Genomic DNA, 19,476 nt, shown 5'->3' with positions numbered 1-19,476 from the left:
ATTTTCAAATCTAAAGGAACCCGTTTTAGCATCACATCATAAAATATAAAAAACCACTTCATAAGAAGTGGTTTTTTGTTGACTATTATTTTTGAGATGTACCTTCTGGTTTAAGATATAAATCGAAGTAATCTGTAATTTTTTGCATCAAATGAACGCGATCTTTTCCACGAACATTATGCTCATGTCCAGGATAAACAAAATAATCCATTTGCATACCATTTTTCACTGCTTCGCGAATAAAATCAATCGAATGTTGCCAAACAACCACATTATCTTGCGCTCCGTGAATCATCAATAATTTACCTTTTAAGTCTTTTACACGGTTAATTAAATTCGTGTTTTTGAAACCTTCAGGATTATCTTGTGGCGATTCCATGTAACGTTCTGTGTACATAATTTCGTATTGTGTCCAATCTAAAACTGGTCCACCAGCAACACCAACTTTGAAAACATCAGGCTTACGTAACATAAAAGAAGTAGTCATAAATCCACCATAAGACCAACCATGAATTCCCATGCGTTCCGCATCTACGAAAGGCAAAGTTTTCAAGAAATCAACACCTTTCATTTGGTCATTCATTTCTGTAGTTGCTACATTTCCGTGAATCGCTTGTTCAAATTTAAGACCTCTATTCGCCGATCCGCGTCCGTCCATTGTAAATACAACATAACCTTTTTCCGCTAAATGATCGTACCAAAGATTTCCTGTTGCAGGAAAACGATTTGTGATTAATTGCGCGTGAGGACCATTGTATAAATAAACGATAACGGGATATTTTTTCGAAGAATCAAAGTTTGTTGGATAGATTAATTTTCCATACAAATCTGTTCCATCATCTGCTTTTAACGTTACATTTTCAACTTTCGCTGTATTGTAATTTGCCAAAGGATTTTGAGCAGTTAAGATATTTTGTTTGAATTTTCCGTTTGCATCCAATACATCAATTTTACGAGGCGTGTTATCATTACTCCAATTATCAATTGCATATTCTCCGTTCGTTGAAACCGAAACATTGTGCGTTCCAGCATCAGTTGTTATTTTACGCAATTTTCCATTCTCCCAATTCACCGCATATAAATGACGATCTTTCGGAGAATCTTTTGTTGTCATGATTAAGAATTCTTTTTTCTTCGCATTTTCTCCAACAAGATCCGTTACAATCCAATCTCCTTTTGTGATTTGGTTCAATAATTTTCCTTCCGTATTGAATCGGTACAAATGCATAAAACCATCGCGTTGCGACCACCAAACAAACTCGTTATTTTTTCCTGGAATAAAATGTAATTCATTTTGAGGTTCTACATATTTTGTATCATCTTCTTTGAATAATGTTTTAATCAATTTCCCTGAAACTGCATCATATTGATTCAATTCCATGTGCTTTTGATTACGAGAAAGTAAAGCAATATAAATATGTTTTTCGTCTGGCGACCACGTAACCGAAGTTAAATAATGATCTACTTCTGGGTGAGTTTCTAAGAAAGTCGTTTTTTGAGTGGTTGGATTATAAACACCTAACGTAACCGTATGATTTTTTGTTCCAGCAAACGGATATTTGATATTTTTGTTTACAGCAGGTTGTACAGACCAATCGATAATTGGATAATCTGTAACCGCTGTTTGATCCATTCTATAAAATGCAACTAAATTCCCTTTTGGAGAGATGAAAATTCCTTTGTGAATCCCAAACTCATTTTGATGAACCGATTTTCCATTCACGATTTCATATTTTCCGTCTTTGGTAATTTGATGTGTTTTTCCAGATTTATCAACAAAAAATAAATTGTTGTCAATTACATATCCAACTTGATTATTCGTCGCGTCAAATTCTATATTTTCTGCATTTTCAGGTAATTTCAACCAATCGTTTTGTTGACCAGCAGTTGTAATTGTTTTGTAACCTGTTTTTGTAGAAAAATAAGCTTGCTTATCATTGATCCAATTCAAAGAAGGAATTCTTTTATTCTCAAATTGAGAACTTCTAAAAATTGTATCAGTTTTAAGAGATGGAACTACTTTCTTGATTAAAGCTTCTCCGTATGATGTTTTTACATTTTGCGTGTACGCATTTTGATTCGGAATCCATTGAACTTGATTTAGATTTTCGATACGTAAATTCGTCGATAATCCAAGTACAGCATCTTCCATTGTGACATTCTTTTTCTGAGCAATTAAACTAGCGCTCATTAAAAGTGTAGTCAATAAAATTGTTTTTTTCATGTGTGATTTCTATTTCAAATATTGCCCAAGTGCTTCTAAGTTTTTCTTTTCATTCCCAATAAAAATTTTGTCTCCATCTACCACGACAGGACGTTTTAGGAAAGTATAATCTGATAAAATATAATTTTTGATATCATCTTCAGAAAGCTGTTGATCTTTCAATCCTAATTTTTTGTAATTCTGTGCACGACGTGAAAATAGAGCTTCGTAGTTGCCAGCTAAATTCTTCATTTCTTCTAATTCTTCTGCTGTTATCGCAGTCGATTTTATTTCATGCAAATCAAAACCTGTAAAATCAAACTCTTTCATAATACGTTTGCACGTATCGCAAGTTTTCAAAAAAAATATTTTTTTCATTTCTCAAAATCTTTGGTTTTGTAAAGATAAATAAGTTTCATCGTTTTGCAGAATGATAAAGAATTTTGTCAAAATATATTTCAAATCGATAAAAAACTATCTTTGCAAGTATGGAAGAAACTAATTTTTTGCGTTTAAACAAATATATTAGCGATAGTGGTTTTTGTTCGCGTCGTGAAGCAGATCAATACATCGAAAATCGTTTGGTACAAATTAATGGACGAGTTGCTAAAATTGGGCAATTTGTAGGACCAAATGATGTGGTGACTGTAAAAGGTGTCGAAATAGAACCGCGCGAAAAGGAGCATGCGGTTTATATTATGCTGAATAAACCTGTGGGCGTTACGTGTACAACAGATCCTACAGATCCAGATAATATTATCGATTTTCTTTCGTTTGGAGAACGAATTTTTCCGATTGGTCGTTTAGATAAAGATTCGCAAGGATTGATTTTATTGACAAGCGATGGTGATATTGTGAATAAGATTTTACGTGCTGGAAATAATCACGAAAAAGAATACATTGTAACCGTTGATAAACCAATTACGGATGAATTTTGCGAACGAATGTCGAAAGGTGTTCCGATTCTTAATCAGGTTACGAAGAAATGTAAGATCGAAAAAATAAGTACAAATGTTTTCAAAATTACATTAATCCAAGGTTTGAATAGACAGATTCGCCGTATGTGCGAATATTTTGGATATGGTGTAAAAAAATTAGAACGTGTTCGAATTATGAATCTAACGTTGAATGTTGGAATTGGTCAACACCGAGATTTAACAGTAGAAGAATTAGCAGAAATCAATCGCTTGACGAAAGATTCGGAAAAACACGAAGAAAAGAAACCAGCTTCAAAATCAAAAAAATCATCAGCGAAAAAAACAAAAGAAATTTCTCCAGATTTTAAAGATTCGAAAGGAAAATCAATTAAAAAGTCAGTAAAAAAATCAACAACTCAAGCCAGAGTAGGAAAAAGTAAACCACCTACAAATACGAAAGGAGGTAAATTTGGTAAAAGAAGATAAAATCAAAAGACGAATATTTTTCGTCTTTTTTTATACATTTTAGTCAAAACTAACTTCTATCATGTCATTTTACCAAAGATTCAATATCTTTATAAAGTAAAATCTTAAAAACACATGAAGAAAATTGTTTACTCGTTGCTTTTTATAGCGATGACTTTTGGTGCGTCGGTAAAAGCGCAAGAAAATGTTACTTATCAATTGCCTCCGCAAGAAATTTTACAATTGGCAGACGCGGATATGCCACCCTCAATTAGTACAGATCGCAAGGCAGAAAATGCATTTTTGTCTTATAGAAGTCGTTATAAAACGATTAATGAATTGTCAGAAAAAGAATTACGTTTAGCAGGATTACGAATTAATCCAGTTACAAATATTAATTCACGTGAAACATTCAGTGAGAAAATTACTTATTTTGATCTGAAAACTTCAAAAGAAAAAACGATAGCTGGTTTACCTGCAAAAGGTCGTTTTTCTAATCAATCTTGGAACACTTCTCAATCGAAATTTGCCGTTACAAATACAACAAATAAAGGTGTAGAATTGTGGATTGTTGACGTAAAAACGCAAGCTGCAACAAAAGTTTATGAAGATAAATTAAACGCAAACTTAGGTCGTCCTTTCAATTGGATTTCAGATACAGAATTAATTGTGAATGTAATTCCAGCTTCCAAAAAAGCTTTGATTGATACAAAAGACGCAATTGCGACTGGACCTACAGTTTCTGTTGCTGACGGAAAAGAAGCGCAAAACAGAACCTATCAAGATTTATTACAAAATAAAAATGATGAGTTTAACTTCGAACAATTAGCAATTTCTGAATTAGTAAAAGTAAATATCGAAACAGGTGCAAAATCGAAATGGAAAGACGCTGCGATGTACACAGATATTTCGACTTCTCCAGATGGACAATATGTTTTGGTGAACGAAATCAAAAAACCTTTTTCATATTTAGTAACGTACAATAGTTTTCCTTCAACCAATATTGTGTATGATATCAACGGAAAATTAATAAAAGAAGTTGATCATAAAGAGTTACAAGAAGTTGTTCCGAAAGGATTTTCTTCTACGATTATGGGAAAAAGAGGTTTGAATTGGAGAGCAGATAAACCAAATACTTTATATTGGGTTGAGGCTTTAGATGGTGGTGATGCAAACAAGCCTGCGGAATATCGCGATGCGCTTTATCAAGTAACGGCGCCATTTACAGCGAATAAAGAGTTGTTGGTAAAAGTAAAAGATCGCTATAGAGGAGTGACTTGGGGGAATGATGAGGTTGCGATTGTGAGAGATGCTTGGTATAATACACGTAACGAAAGTAGTTATTTGTTCAATCCGTCAAATCCAAATCAAGAACCGATACGCTTTTTTAGTAGAAACTCGCAAGATGCTTACAATAATCCTGGAAGTTTTGTAACTGAAATGAATGATTATGGTTACAATGTTTTAGCAATTAACAAAGGAAAATTGATGTTAGTTGGAGAAGGAGTTTCTGCGGAAGGAATCTTACCTTTTGTAGATGATTTTGATATCAAAACGCAAAAAACTTCTCGTTTATGGAGAGCACAGAAATCAGATAAACTAGAAGCGATTGCTCGAGTTATCGATCCGAAGAAAGGGATCATTTTAGAACAGATTCAATCGAAAACAGATTATCCAAATTTATATGTTCGTAATATTTTTCAGAAAGGAGGAAAGCCAAAACAAGTAACGTTTACAAAAAATCCTTTTGAGGCAATGAACAAAATTTCGAAAGAATTAATTACGTACAAACGTGCTGATGGTGTAGAATTATCAGGAACTTTATATTTGCCGCCAAATTACGATAAAACGAAAAAGGAAAAGTTGCCAATGTTAATGTGGGCTTACCCTCGTGAGTTCAAAGATGCATCTACGGCTGGTCAGGTTACAACTTCTGAAAATAAATTTACTTCTCCTTCTTACGGAGGTCCTATTTATTGGGCATTGAGAGGATATGCGGTCTTAGATGATGCGGCTTTCCCAATTATTGGAGAAGGAAAAGAGGAGCCAAATGATACGTTCGTTCCTCAATTGGTTGCCAATGCAAAAGCTGCGATTGATGCGGTGGATAAATTAGGTTTTATCGATCGTGAAAGAGTTGCGGTTGGTGGACATTCTTATGGCGCATTTATGACAGCAAATTTATTAACGCATTCTAATTTATTTGCGGCAGGTATCGCACGTTCAGGTGCTTATAACCGTACATTGACGCCTTTTGGATTTCAATCTGAACAACGTAATTATTGGGAAGCTCCAGATGTTTACAACACAATGGCGCCTTTCCAAAATGCAGATAAAATGAAAACACCATTGTTGTTAATTCATGGTGAAGCAGATAATAATACAGGAACTTTCCCGATGCAATCTGAGCGCTATTTCAATGCATTGAAAGGTTTGGGAGCGACAACTCGTTTGGTTTTATTACCAAAAGAATCTCACGGATATGCAGCCAGAGAAAATATTCTTCACATGTTGTGGGAACAAGATCAATGGTTAGAGAAATATGTGAAAAACAAAGGAAAAAATTCTGAAAAGAAATAATTCTCAATATAAGAAAAGCGATTCAATTTTGAATCGCTTTTTTATTGTAAATAATTATTATATTTAGTTCATAATTAATCAACTATGAAATTAAAAGCTTTACTCTTCTTTCTAATGATTTTTTCTCCATTTCTATTTGCTCAAAATTTGTGGAAAGTAGAATATGAAACCTATGATAAAATGTTTTTTGACGAAAAAGATCCTGTTTTTAAGGCAGAATTAGATAAAAACAATTCTACACCAAAATACTATCAATTACTTTTTAATGAAAATCAGTCGTTTTTTTCTGAAATTGTAAGAATTGATAATAGTCAAAATCAATCATCTATGTCGATGAGTACAATTGATGATAATATTTACATCGATTATAAAACTTCACAATATAAGATTGAAGGAAATTATGTGAACAAGAATATTTTAATAATAGATAATTTGCCTAAATACACTTGGACAATTAGTAGAGAATCAAAAGAAATTTTGGGAATTAAAGTAAAAAAAGCAATAACCGAATACAAAGATTCTAAGATAGAAGTTTGGTTTGCGCCAACTTTACAACCAAAAGGAGGACCAATATTTTTCAATGGGTTACCAGGTTTAATTTTAGAATTGAAAGCTGTAACAACAATGAAAGACGAAAGTTATGAAACGATTTTCAGAGCAATTAATATAAAAGAAGCATCTAAAAACGAAGTGATTAAAATTCCATCAAAAGGTCAGAAAATGACACAAATTGAGAAAGATGATTTTGTGAAAGAAGCAAATAAAAAGATGATGGAAGCTTATAATAACAAGGTTTCGAAAGATTAAAACATAAAAAAACCACTTCTTTAGAAGTGGTTTTTAAATTTTATAGCTGAGGTATTATAACATTTTCAAGAAGTTAACTTCTAATTCCGTTAATCTTCTAAAATCACCTCTTTGTAAAGTTTTCTTTGTAAGTCCTGCAAAAGAAACGCGGTCTAACGCTTCTACTTCGTATCCTTTTGTTTCGAAAATACGACGTACAACGCGGTTCCAACCAATATGTAATTCTACACCAACTTCATTTTTCGGTCTACCTTCAATAAAAGAAATTTCGTCAACAACTGCAATTCCTTCAGGAATTAAACGAACACCTTTTTTGATGTCAGCCAAATCATTTGCTGTTAACTTTTTGTCCAATGTAACGTGATATATTTTTTTGATATCATGACTTGGATGTGTTAATTTCTTAGTTAAATAACCATCATTTGTAAACAATAAAACTCCTGTTGTTTGTCTATCCAAGCGTCCTACTGGGAAAATTCTCGCTGTAGTTGCTGTAGACATTAAGTCCATCACAGTTTTACGTCCTTTTTCATCATTTGATGTTGAAATAAAACCTTTTGGTTTATTCAACACAAAATATACATTTTTCTCTGAAGAGATTTTACGACCATCGAAACGAACTTCATCATCGGGTTGTACTTTATAACCCATTTCAGTAATCACTTGACCATTCACTGTAACGATTCCAGTTTTGATCAACTCGTCGGCCTCTCTTCTGGATGCAATCCCTGCATTCGCTACATATTTATTTAAACGAATAGTCCCGTCATCAACTGGTGCTTTTTTCAGTCTTTTAACAAATGGTTTTTCACCTGGTTTGTTAAACGGTTTCTTTGGTCCAAAACTTTTCTTTCCTTCTTCTGATGGTTTTCCACCAAAAGTTGGTTTTCCTTTCCCTGAAGATGGTTTAGAAGAAGAATTTCCTCTTGCTCCACCTTTTCCACGATTGTTCCCGCCTTGGGAATTTCTGTCGTTGGATTGATTTCGTCTGTTATTCATCTGAATTTGATTAATTTATGCGCTGATTAAAATTTTGCGCAATAGTTTGCAAAGTTAAGGGATTTATTTCGATTAATACGATACTAAATACACCCGCAACAATCATTCCCTTAAAAAAATAATGTAAAATCTTATATGCTTGTGTCGATTTTATTCTCCAAATGATAAATAAAATCACTGTGAAAGCGATATTCGCAGCAATAAAAAAGTACTTCATCGCGCCAACATCATTTTTCATAATGATAATAATTCCAATGATTAATTCTGTAATAATTAAACATGAAATCAAAACTTTTGTAAAATCTATTCCATATTTGATTGGAATTGAATCATAATTATAAATCAAATCTGCTTTTTGAGAACTCAAATCTTTTACAATATCAGTAATCAATAATAAAATACTCAAAAAAGTAGCATGTAAAGCCAAATTGAACGTGAAATGATCAAAATAAACCAATAAGGCGAAAAATGGCATGACACGAATAATAACCAAATAAAAGTTTTTGATCAATGCAAATCGATTGATTTTGTGGCTATAAAACCAAACTAGAAATTGATAAATCAAAAAGAAAATGAAAACCTTCCACGAAATTAAGGCTGCAATAATCAATGCTAAAGCATTCAGAACAATGTAAACAGTTAGTTTGAAACCTTGCGAAACTTGTTTCTGAAGATAAACTTGTAAAGGACGTTTGAGTTCGTCTTTTTCTAAATCGTAAAAATTATTGATGATATATCCCGCGGCCACACAAAGTATCGAACAAAGAATAAGCCCGTCCAACTTTGGATTTGTCAACAATTGACGATGACCAACTTCTGGCGCAAAAATAAAAAGTGCAGCAAGGTATTGTGCCAATATTAACACAATTAAATTATAGCCACGAACAACAGAAAATAATGCAAAAACTTTTAAGATTATTTTCTGAACGTTCATTGATTATATTTTTATAAATTATTTTTTAGAATTTGTAAATAACTTCGGTCTGGAAGTCTTTTAAGTAGCTTTTCGCTTTGTCATAATCTTGTGTAAAACCAAGAACATAACCGCCTCCGCCAGAACCACAAAGTTTTAGGTAATACGTATCTGTATCAATTCCAGTTTTCCATGCATTCACCAGTTTTTGAGGAATCATTGGTCTGAAATGCTCATAACCCCAAGCTGACAATTTTTGAAGATTTGAAAAAAGTGGATTGTATTCACCTTTCACAAAGTTTTCGATACATGCGTTGTTGTATTTAATAAATTCTTCTTTCAATGTTTTACGAAAACCCTCTTTTTTCATTTTTTCGAAGAAAATATGAATCATTGGCGCCGTTTCTCCTGGTGTACCCGAATTGATTAAGAAAACAGCTCCTTTTCCGTCTACGTTTGCAGAAGGTAAACCAATTGTCGAGATATCATCTTTTGATTGAATTAATAAAGGAATATTCATGTAACAAATCAAAGGATCAATTCCAGAACTTTTTCCATGAAAATGAGATTCTAAATTTCCGAAAAGAGCTTTTAATTTGCTAATTTTTTCTTTGTTTAGATTTTGATTGATATCAATTTTATTCAAGGCATATTTGTCATAAATAGCTGCAACCAAAGCGCCAGAACTACCTACACCATATCCTTGAGGAATGTTAGAATCGAAGTACATTCCGTTTGCAACATCTTCCGAAAAAGATTTTGTATCAAAAGTATCTGCAAAATTCTCTTCTAAAAATTTCGCATAATTTTTCAAGTGAGCATTTGACTCTTCTGCAATTTCAGAAGGCTCAAATTTTAATGCACCTTGGTAAAAATTATAAGGAATTGTTAATCCTTTCGAGTTTTCAATAATTCCATATTCGCCAAAAAGTAAGATTTTGGCATAAAATAATGGGTTCTTCATTCAATGCTAAAATTGGTACTGCAAAGTTACAAAATTTAAGCCATTCTTTTTTTAATTTGAGGAAGAGTTTTGTTTTAAAAAATTGTAAATCACATTATTTTTTGATTAATAGTAGTTTTTGGAATATATTTTGACTAAATAATTTAGAATAAATTGGTTAAATTTCAATTAATAATCAATGATTTTAACCGAATTAGCATTAAAAATAGAGAATTAATGTATTAAAATATATAAATTTGTGCCATGTATATCACCGAATATCTATCGAATGAGATAAAACCAGGGAAAGTTAATTCTTCTCCAAGTCAGCTTTTAGAAGTTGTGCAAGAGAATAAATTGACGCATTTACCTTTGTTTAAAGGGTTGGATTTTGTTGGAAATATCTCGGAAGAAGATTTGATTGAATTATCAATTGATGATGAAAAAGTAGATTATACTCCGTATTTGGAGAGTTTTTATCTTTCTGAATCGAGTACGCTTTTAGATGCAATTCAGATGATGTATACGAATCAGGCGAATATCTTACCGATTATTAATGAACAATTGCGTTATGTTGGTTTTATTACGGAAACGGATATTATCAACACGTTTGCAAATTTCCCTTTTGTCGCTGCACAAGGCGTTTCGATGTTAGTTTCGATTGCGGAAAAAGACTTGTCGATGACGGCGATTTCTAATATTATAGAAGTGAATAACGGAAAAATATTGGGAATGATGATTGTTGGAAATAAAGAAGATAGCGTTTATGTTTTGCTGAAATTTAGTTCATCAAACTTGTTAACAATTGGTGAAACATTTGAGCGATATGGATATCAAGTGATTCAAAAATTTTATAACGACGAAAAACAAGAACTTCTGCAAAGTCGTTATGCACAATTGTTAAAATACATGAATACCTAATGATAAAAGTTGCACTTTTTGGACAAAAAACAAGTACGTCTTTAACGGATATTATTCCACCATTTATTAATTATTTAATTCAGAACGAAATTGCTTTTTGTGTTGAGCAAAATTTTCTTCAAATCTTAAAAGAAACAACTGATTTTGATACTGATAATGTAGAAACCTATACTTCTCATGATGATTTAGACAAATCGGTTAAATTCTTATTCAGTTTTGGTGGAGACGGAACAATTTTATCAGCAACTACAATTGTTAGGGATTCTAATATTCCAATTATTGGTGTAAATACGGGACGTTTAGGCTTTTTAGCAACAATTAATAAAAGTGTGTTATTGGAGCAAATGGATAGTTTTTTCAATGATGATTATAACATTATTCCACGAACTTTATTAACCGTTAAAAGAAGTGATGGTGTAGAAATTGAAAATAATTTTGCGATTAACGAAGTGACTGTAGTTCGCCGTGAAACAACGAGTATGATTACGGTTGATGCTTATTTAAACAATGAATTTTTAAATTCTTTTTGGTCTGATGGTTTGATTATTTCTACGCCAACAGGTTCTACAGGATATTCGTTAAGTTGTGGTGGACCAATTGTTCATCCGTCTAATCAAAATTTTGTCATTACACCTGTTGCGCCACATAATCTAAATGTGCGTCCATTAGTTGTGTCAGAAAACGAAAAAATTGACTTAAAAATACGCAGTAGAGCTAATGAATATTTCCTTTCGTTAGATTCTCGTAACTTTCCTTTAACAACTGACGTCGAATTGACAATACAAAAAGCTGACTTCAAAATCTTAATCGTTGAAGCTATTGACGCGACTTATTTCACAACTTTGAGAGAAAAAATGCTTTGGGGTTCAGATAAAAGGAATTAAAATTTACAATAAAACTTCTTAATTTTTGTTAAATCAGTTACGTTGAATTGACTTTTGTTTATATTTGTTCGAATTTAAAAGAAGATAAAAAGCAAAAGCCGAAAAAATAACACAACTTATGAGGAGATTATTTTTGTTTGTTTTTATATTATGTTTTTCGCAATTAACTTTTGCGCAAAGACATGAACTCGGAATTTTTGCTGGTGGAGCAAATGTGATTGGAGATGTTGGTAAAGCCAGTTATATCAATCCATTTCCTACTAAAACTGAAGCAGGAGGTAAAATATATTTACCAATTTCAATAGGAGGATTATATCGTTTTAATATAAATCCACAAATGGGTTTTAGAGCAAATATATCTTATTCAAAAGTTGGAGCAAGTGATCATCGTTCGAAAGAATATTATAAATTAAAAAGAAATAAAAATTTTCGAAATAATATTGTAGAAGGATCTTTGATGTTTGAGTATAATTTCTTTAACATCAATGATGATCAAGAAAAAGCGCAATCACCTTATATTTTTGTAGGAGTTGGAGCTTTTTCTGCAAAAGGAAAAGAATATGATTACGATGGAACAAACAACGTAATTATCGAAAAAACAAAATATAATACCGATTTAACAATTCCTTTTGGAGTTGGATATAAAGTAAGATTCAATTACAATTGGATTTTATCTTTTGAGACAGGTGTTCGATATACAAATGTTGATTATTTAGATTATAACACTGGAAAATTTACTCAAAATTTTGTAGATGCTGTAGAAACAGGTACTTTGTCTCAATCTGAATATGATAAACGTATATATGGAAACACATCAAACAAAGATTGGTATGTTTTAACAGGAATTTCCTTAACGTACAGTTTTGGTCGACCTGCTTGTTATTGTGATTAAAAAGAATGGAAATTAGTTTAGTAGAACAAATAGATAAAAATAATATACCTAATCACGTTGCAATCATTATGGATGGTAATGGAAGATGGGCTAAGAAGAACGGTAAAGAAAGAACTTTTGGTCACAAAAGTGCTTTGGGAGCTGTACGATCTTCAATCGAAACTTGTCGAAAATTAGGTATAAAACATCTTACACTTTACGCATTTTCTACTGAAAATTGGAACCGTCCAAAATTAGAAGTCAATGTTTTAATGACTTTATTAAGTTCTGCAATTAAGGACGAAATAAATGAATTACACAAAAATGGAGTTCGCTTGAATGTGATTGGAGATTTATCAAAATTACCAAAAAAAGCATTCAAAGATTTGACTCAAGCAATAGAAAAAACGAAAGACAACACAGCTTGTGTTTTGACATTAGCATTAAGTTATGGTTCGAAAGAAGAACTATTACACGCGATGAAATCTATTGCGCAAAAATATAAAGACGGAGAAATATCCGACAATGATTTTAATGAAGAATTAGTTCATCAAAACTTATATACACACGATTTACCTATGGTAGATCTTATGATTAGAACAAGTGGCGAAACCAGAATTAGTAATTTCTTGTTGTGGCAAATTGCTTACGCAGAATTATATTTTACAGAGGTTTTGTGGCCTGATTTTAACGAGGAAGAATTTTATAAAGCAATTTTAAGTTACCAAAACAGAGAACGTAGATTTGGTAAGATAAGCGAGCAACTAACGAACTAATCGAACTGAAATAGAGGATTATGAAGAAAATTTTTTGGACAATGTGTATGCTTGGAGCTTACATGGCACAAGCGCAAGTCGTAGATTCTACGAAAACCATTGATTCAACACAACAAGATAATTTTGTCTTAGATTATACCAATGCACGAACTTTCAAATTGAAAGATATCGTTGTAACAGGTGACTCTAAATATTCTAAGAATCAAATTATCCGTTATGCAGGTTTTGCTATCGGTGAAGAGATAGAATTACCAGGTACGAAGGTAAATAATGCTGTAAAAAAATTATGGAGATCTAATATTTTCTCTGACATCGACTTGTATGTAGATAAAATAGAAGGTAACGAAGTAACATTAGAGCTTGCCTTGGTTTCAGTTCCTAGTTTAGGAGAAATTAAGATTAACGGTGTGAAAAAATCGCAACGCGAAGATTTAATCAAACAAAATAAATTAAATCCAGGTGTTAAGATTACACAAAGTTTAATCAATACGACAAATAATAAAATCAAAGATTATTATACTGGAAAAGGTTATCCTAACACAACAATTAATGTAGAACGTCAGCCAATTGTTGGTAAAGAAGACGAAGAAAACATTACATTAAATGTGAATCGTGGAGAGCGTGTAAAGATTAAGAAAATCATTTTCGAAGGAAATGAAAACTTAACTGCTGCTCGTTTACGTAAAAAAGGGATGAAAAATACCAAACAGAAATCTATCAATATTTTCAAGTCATCTAAAATGATTCCTGAAAAATTCCAGGAAGATTTAAAAACTTTGGTTGATGAGTATAAATCTGTTGGTTTTAGAGATGCTAAAGTTGAGTCATACAACATCGAAAAAGTTGATGATAAAAACTTATTAGTTAAAATTAAAGTTAACGAAGGAAAACCATATTTCTTAGGAGATGTAACGTTTTCTGGAAACTCAATTTATACTTCTGAACAGTTACAGCGAATTTTTGGTTACAAAACAGGAGATCATTATGACGCAGTAGGTATCAACAAAAAGATTTCTGGATCAGAAAAAGACGATGATATTTCTACGTTATATATGGATAGAGGGTATTTGTTTGCTCGTGCTATTCCTGTAGAAAAAAGTGTAAAAAATGATACAATCGATCTTGAAATTAAAGTTTTCGAAGGTACACAAGCTACACTTAATAAAGTAACGATTAACGGTAATACAGAAGCACACGATCATATTTTATACCGTGAGTTAAGAACTAAACCAGGAGATTTATTCTCTAAATCGGACATTAAGCGTACGATGATGGAGTTAGCTTCTTTGGGATACTTAGAACCAACGCAAATAGTTCCAGATATTCAACCAAATCAAGATAATAATACAGTTGATGTGGAGTGGAAAGTTGCGCCAAAATCATCTTCTCAAGTAGAATTACAAGGAGGATATGGTGCAGGGACTTTCATTGGTACATTAGGATTAACTTTCGGGAATTTCTCATTAAAGAATTTTTTCAATAAAAAAGCTTGGAAACCAATTCCAATGGGAGATGGACAACAATTATCATTAAGAGCACAAGCTGGTAACGGATATAAAAATTATAGTTTATCATTTGTTGAACCTTGGATTGGAGGAAAACGCCCTACAGCTTTATCAACGTCTTTTTATTATTCGCAATATGATTACCGTGATAATTATGGAGAAAAAGCGAAATTGGATATCTTAGGAGCTTCAGTTGGGTTAACTAAGTTATTAACTTGGCCAGATGATTATTTCCGTTTATCAAACTCAATTTCTTATCAGTTATATAACTTCGATAATTATGCGATGTCTGTTGGTAATATGCAATATGAAAATGGTTCGTCAAACAACTTAAACTACACATTAGGTTTAACACGTAATTCTGCTGGACCAGACCCTATTTTCCCACAATCAGGATCAGAAATTAGTTTATCGTTTACGACAACATTTCCTTATTCAGCTTTTAATAACAAAGACTATACAAACATGTCTGATGTAGAAAAATTCAAATGGTTAGAATATTATAAATTCAAAGCTAAAGCATATTTCTACAAAGAATTAACTGGTAAATTAGTTTTAAAAGCCGGTGGAGAGTTTGGAGTTTTAGGAACATATAACCGTAAAATTGGAACAATTCCTTTCGAACGTTTTTACTTAGGAGGAACAGGTCTTACACAAAATCGTTTCGATGGACGTGAGATTATTTCATTAAGAGGTTACGAAGATGCAACAAATTCTGGTGGACAAACAGGAGATATTACGCCAGAAGGAGGTGGTACGATTTATAATAAATATTCATTAGAATTGCGTTATCCAATCACAATGAGCCAAACAGCTAAAATTTATGCATTAACTTTTGCGGAAGGAGGTAACGTTTGGAACAATACAAGTGAATTTAAACCGTTTGAATTAAAACGTTCTGCAGGGGCAGGTGTTCGTATTTACATGCCAGCATTTGGTTTATTAGGATTCGATTTCGGATATGGATTTGATAAAGGATTTGGACAAACAGAACGCTCAGGATGGCAAACTCACTTTATTATTGGACAACAATTCTAATAAATTGAATAAATTTGCTTAGAACATTTTGGCATAATTTTAGAATTAACACACCACAAATATGAAAAAATGGATTAGTTTTATAGCGTTGTTCTTTGGATTAGCAAGTTTCTCTTTTGCGCAAAGATTTTGTTATGTAGACAGTCAGTATATTTTAGAAAATTTACCAGAATATACATCGTCTCAAAACAAATTAAAATCTCAAACAGAGTCTTGGCAAAAAGAAATTGAGCAAAAACAAGAAAATTTAGCTAAATTACAAGCCGAATTCGAAGCCGAAAAGATTTTATTAACGGCAGAACAGGTGAAAGAGCAAGAGAAAAAGCTAGCTGATGAAGTAGCGGCTGTAAGAATTTTGCAAGATAAACGTTATGGACCAAATGGTGATTTAGTTAATCTGAGAAGATCAATGGTAAAGCCTTTACAAGATCAAATTTATAATGCGACAAAAGAAGTTGCAGATAAAAGAGGATATGGTTTTGTATTTGATAAAGGAAGTGATTTAATCATGATTTATACAGATCCAAAGTTTGACATAAGTAGAGAAGTATTAATGACTTTAAGACCAGAGTTGAAACCAAATAATTCAAAAACATCAACTTCTGGAAATAATAAAACTAGTAATAGTAGCAATAAAACAAGAAAATAAATTTTAAAAAACAAATTAGACTAGAAATGAAACAAATTAGATTGATAGCAGTATTTACAATGATGGTTTTCGGAAGCGTTTTATCTTTCGCTCAAGAAATTGCACATATTGATACGCAAGCAGTAATTGAATCAATGCCAGCTTACAAAAAAGCAGAGGCTGATTTACAAGCATTAGGTAAAAAACACGAAGATGCTATCGCAAAATTACAAGCAGACTATAAAACTTTTATGGAAACTGCTCAAAAAGATTTAGCTGGTAAATCTCAAGAAGAGGCTCAAAAATTAATTGCAGCGAACAAATACCAAGAGAAAGAGCAAGAAATGCAAAAGAAATACGAAACGTATGCAAAAGCTGCTCAAGATGAAATGCAAGCAAAAGAGAAAGCTTTAATGGATCCAATCGAGAAAAGAGTAATGGATGCAATTAATGCTGCTGCTGCAAAAAAAGGAGTTAAATATGTTTTACCTGCAGGTGTTTTAGTTTACAAAGCTGGAGGATACGACTTATTAAATGACGTTAAAAAAGAATTAGGATTATAATTTTAAGATATTAATAATACCTTCAAGCCACTATTTTAGTGGCTTTTTTTATATATGAAAAGAATTTTAGTTACCGGAGCGAATGGTCAGTTAGGTCAATCGATTTTAGAGCAATCAAAAAACTACAAGGAAATTGAATGTTTTTTTGTCACTCGAAATGAATTAGATATTACGAATGAAGAATTAATTAATCATTATTTCGAAGATAAATCATTCGATTTTGTTGTCAATTGTGCAGCTTATACAGCGGTTGATAAAGCTGAAGATGATCAAGAGAATGCTTATTTAGTAAACGCAAAAGCAACAGAATTTTTAGCAAAAATCACGAATCAAAAAGGAATTCCTTTTATTCACGTTTCGACAGATTATGTATTTGATGGAACTGAAGCTCAACCTCGTCTAGAAACAGATCAAACAAATCCTATAGGGGTGTATGGTCAAACAAAATTAGATGGCGAAAATTTAGCATTAGAAAACAATTCTAAAACGATTATTTTACGCACAGCTTGGGTTTATTCTCGATTTGGAAATAATTTCGTTAAAACGATGCTTAGGTTGTTTAATGACAAAGATTCGATCTCTGTTGTAGCAGATCAAATTGGTTCGCCAACAAATGCAATTGATTTGGCTGATGTAATCTTAACGATTATTTTGAAAGATGATTTAACCTATGGAATTTTTAATTATTCGAATGAAGGAAAATGTTCTTGGTTTGAATTTGCGCAAAAAATTAAAGAATTGTCTAATTCAACAATCGAAATTAATCCTGTTCCAACTTCAGCTTATCCGACAAAAGCGAAACGTCCTGCGTATAGTTTATTGGATAAATCGAAAATAAAAGAAGTTTATCAATTTGATATTCCGACTTGGGAAGATAGTTTGAAAAAAGAATTGAAACACCTGATTTAGTTTCAATTTTAATAACATAAAAAAGCTCGAGAAATTCTCGAGCTTTTATTTATCTGACAGATTATTGATTAATCTAAAATCTCAAAACGAGTATAAGGTTGCAACGCTTTCGGAATTTTTACTGTTCCATCAGCTTGTTGGTGATTCTCTAAAATTGAGGCTAAAATACGTGGTAAAGCCAAAGCAGAACCATTTAAACTATGTGCTAATTGAGTTCCGTTTTCATCTTTGTAACGTAATTTCAAACGATTCGCTTGGAAAGTCTCAAAATTAGATACAGATGAAACTTCTAACCATTTTTCTTGCGCTTCAGAGAAAACTTCAAAATCGTATGTAATTGCAGATGTAAATCCTGTATCACCACCACAAAGTCTTAAAATACGGTATGGTAATTCTAAATCTTCTAAAATTCCTTTTACGTGCTCAATCATTCCGTCTAAAGCAGCGTAAGAATTTTCTGGTTTTTCGATACGTACAATCTCAACTTTCTCAAATTGGTGTAAACGATTTAATCCTCTAACATCTTTTCCATAAGAACCCGCTTCACGACGGAAACATGGTGAATATGCAGTCAACGTAATTGGTAAATCTTCTGCTTTTACAATTGTATCACGGTAAATATTCGTCACAGGAACTTCCGCAGTAGGAATCAAGTACAAATCATCTTCTCCAATATAATACATTTGTCCTTCTTTGTCTGGTAACTGTCCAGTTCCATAACCAGAAGCCTCATTCACAACGAAGGGAGGAACAATTTCTGTATAGCCAGCATCAGAATTTTTATCTAAGAAAAATTGTGTTAAAGCACGTTGCAAACGAGCACCTTTTCCTTTGTAAACAGGGAAACCAGCTCCGGTAATTTTAACACCTAATTCAAAATCAATGATGTTAAATTTCTTAGCAACTTCCCAGTGTGGCAAATTGTTTGGTTTTGCAGTTGCATCTCCGTGTTCAAAAACGATTTCATTATCATCAGCATCTTTTCCTGCTTTTACGATTTCGTTCGGAATATTCGGGATTTGATACAAAATATCTTTAACGGATGTTTCGTAAGACGATAATAAATCTTGTAACTCTTTTGATTGAGTTTTTAAATCAACCGTTTTGTTTTTTAATTCATTAGCCTCTTCCGATCTTCCATCTTTAAACAAATTACCAATTTCTTTTGCTAATTTGTTGGATTCAGCTAATACATTATCTAATTCAAATTGTGTTTTACGACGAAGTTCATCCACATTTAAAACTTCATCAACAAGATCTAATTGTTTGAAGTTACGTTTTTTAAGTCCTTCAATTACACGATCTTTGTTTTCTTGAATGTAAGAAACTACTAGCATACTTTTATTAAATTTATACAAATGTATAAATAATTAATTTTTTAGAATAAAGATTAAATGATTTAGGATCAAAAATTAATCAAAATCAATTAATTTTTAAATTTAACTGTCTTCATTAGATAAATAATTGACACAATGTTTTTTACAAAAAATATTCAAAAATTGTAAAACTATTTATAATTGATTAAAAATCAATAGTTTAAATTTTATTTATTGA

The 19,476-nt window shown here is 32.0% G+C and carries 17 protein-coding genes; 11 read left to right on the top strand and 6 right to left on the bottom strand.

All coding sequences use genetic code 11. From position 1 onward, the window contains the following. Positions 1-85: 85 nt before the first annotated feature. Positions 86-2,224, bottom strand: coding sequence for a S9 family peptidase (locus B3792_RS07955; RefSeq protein WP_291069307.1), 2,139 nt, complete (start codon positions 2,222-2,224; stop codon positions 86-88). 9 nt (positions 2,225-2,233) lie between these two features. Continuing rightward, complete coding sequence (locus tag B3792_RS07950) at positions 2,234-2,581, bottom strand: arsenate reductase family protein (protein WP_038334703.1); 348 nt, start codon at positions 2,579-2,581, stop codon at positions 2,234-2,236. A gap of 110 nt (positions 2,582-2,691) precedes the next feature. On the opposite strand from B3792_RS07950, the gene rluF reads away from it, so the two are divergent. The 3 genes from rluF to B3792_RS07935 all read left to right on the top strand — a co-directional run bounded on the left by rluF (position 2,692) and on the right by B3792_RS07935 (position 6,972). Further along, entirely contained in the window at positions 2,692-3,606 is a 915-nt protein-coding gene (rluF, locus tag B3792_RS07945) for a 23S rRNA pseudouridine(2604) synthase RluF (protein ID WP_291046203.1), read from the top strand. A 114-nt stretch (positions 3,607-3,720) separates the two neighbouring features. Further along, positions 3,721-6,165, top strand: coding sequence for an alpha/beta hydrolase family protein (locus B3792_RS07940; RefSeq protein ID WP_291046205.1), 2,445 nt, complete (start codon positions 3,721-3,723; stop codon positions 6,163-6,165). Between the two features lie 84 nt (positions 6,166-6,249). After that, entirely contained in the window at positions 6,250-6,972 is a 723-nt protein-coding gene (locus B3792_RS07935) for a GLPGLI family protein (RefSeq protein ID WP_114998385.1), read from the top strand. Positions 6,973-7,026: 54 nt separating this feature from the next. Here B3792_RS07935 and B3792_RS07930 read toward each other — a convergent pair whose 3' ends face one another. The 3 genes from B3792_RS07930 to B3792_RS07920 are packed head-to-tail and all read right to left on the bottom strand — an operon-like array spanning position 7,027 to position 9,848. Next, on the bottom strand, positions 7,027-7,971 hold the full coding sequence (locus B3792_RS07930) for a pseudouridine synthase (protein ID WP_038334708.1): 945 nt from the start codon (positions 7,969-7,971) through the stop codon (positions 7,027-7,029). A 10-nt stretch (positions 7,972-7,981) separates the two neighbouring features. Then, positions 7,982-8,905, bottom strand: coding sequence for a UbiA family prenyltransferase (locus B3792_RS07925; protein ID WP_114998383.1), 924 nt, complete (start codon positions 8,903-8,905; stop codon positions 7,982-7,984). A gap of 25 nt (positions 8,906-8,930) precedes the next feature. Further along, on the bottom strand, positions 8,931-9,848 hold the full coding sequence (locus tag B3792_RS07920; protein ID WP_280049240.1) for a mevalonate kinase family protein: 918 nt from the start codon (positions 9,846-9,848) through the stop codon (positions 8,931-8,933). Positions 9,849-10,091: 243 nt separating this feature from the next. Here B3792_RS07920 and B3792_RS07915 point away from each other — a divergent pair, with 243 nt between their 5' ends. The 8 genes from B3792_RS07915 (at position 10,092) to rfbD (ending at position 17,922) form a co-directional block, all read left to right on the top strand. Continuing rightward, positions 10,092-10,748, top strand: a complete 657-nt coding sequence (locus B3792_RS07915; RefSeq protein ID WP_291069305.1) for an HPP family protein — start codon at positions 10,092-10,094, stop codon at positions 10,746-10,748. Then, entirely contained in the window at positions 10,748-11,632 is an 885-nt protein-coding gene (locus tag B3792_RS07910; protein ID WP_280049239.1) for an NAD kinase, read from the top strand. The genes B3792_RS07915 and B3792_RS07910 overlap by 1 nt, the downstream gene beginning before the upstream one ends. Positions 11,633-11,750: 118 nt before the next feature. Beyond that, entirely contained in the window at positions 11,751-12,524 is a 774-nt protein-coding gene (locus B3792_RS07905) for a DUF6089 family protein (protein WP_221854116.1), read from the top strand. Positions 12,525-12,535: 11 nt separating this feature from the next. After that, a complete protein-coding gene (locus B3792_RS07900; protein WP_291069309.1) occupies positions 12,536-13,279 on the top strand; it encodes an isoprenyl transferase in 744 nt (247 codons plus the stop codon). Positions 13,280-13,299: 20 nt separating this feature from the next. Then, the gene (gene bamA, locus B3792_RS07895) at positions 13,300-15,822 is read left to right on the top strand and encodes an outer membrane protein assembly factor BamA (protein ID WP_291046219.1); all 2,523 of its coding nucleotides are present in this window, start codon (positions 13,300-13,302) and stop codon (positions 15,820-15,822) included. 61 nt (positions 15,823-15,883) lie between these two features. Then, positions 15,884-16,471: an OmpH family outer membrane protein gene (locus B3792_RS07890; RefSeq protein ID WP_286495463.1), complete on the top strand. Its 588-nt coding sequence runs from the start codon at positions 15,884-15,886 to the stop codon at positions 16,469-16,471. Between the two features lie 26 nt (positions 16,472-16,497). Continuing rightward, the gene (locus B3792_RS07885; RefSeq protein ID WP_114998374.1) at positions 16,498-17,013 is read left to right on the top strand and encodes an OmpH family outer membrane protein; all 516 of its coding nucleotides are present in this window, start codon (positions 16,498-16,500) and stop codon (positions 17,011-17,013) included. A gap of 54 nt (positions 17,014-17,067) precedes the next feature. Then, on the top strand, positions 17,068-17,922 hold the full coding sequence (gene rfbD / locus B3792_RS07880) for a dTDP-4-dehydrorhamnose reductase (protein WP_038334743.1): 855 nt from the start codon (positions 17,068-17,070) through the stop codon (positions 17,920-17,922). 68 nt (positions 17,923-17,990) lie between these two features. On the opposite strand, the gene serS is transcribed toward rfbD, so the two are convergent. Then, positions 17,991-19,259, bottom strand: a complete 1,269-nt coding sequence (serS, locus tag B3792_RS07875) for a serine--tRNA ligase (protein ID WP_038334750.1) — start codon at positions 19,257-19,259, stop codon at positions 17,991-17,993. Positions 19,260-19,476: the final 217 nt, after the last annotated feature.

Source organism: Empedobacter sp. UBA5924, assembly GCF_002431085.1.
Taxonomy (GTDB): domain Bacteria; phylum Bacteroidota; class Bacteroidia; order Flavobacteriales; family Weeksellaceae; genus Empedobacter; species Empedobacter falsenii_B.
This window is presented reverse-complemented; position numbering and strand designations above follow the sequence as displayed.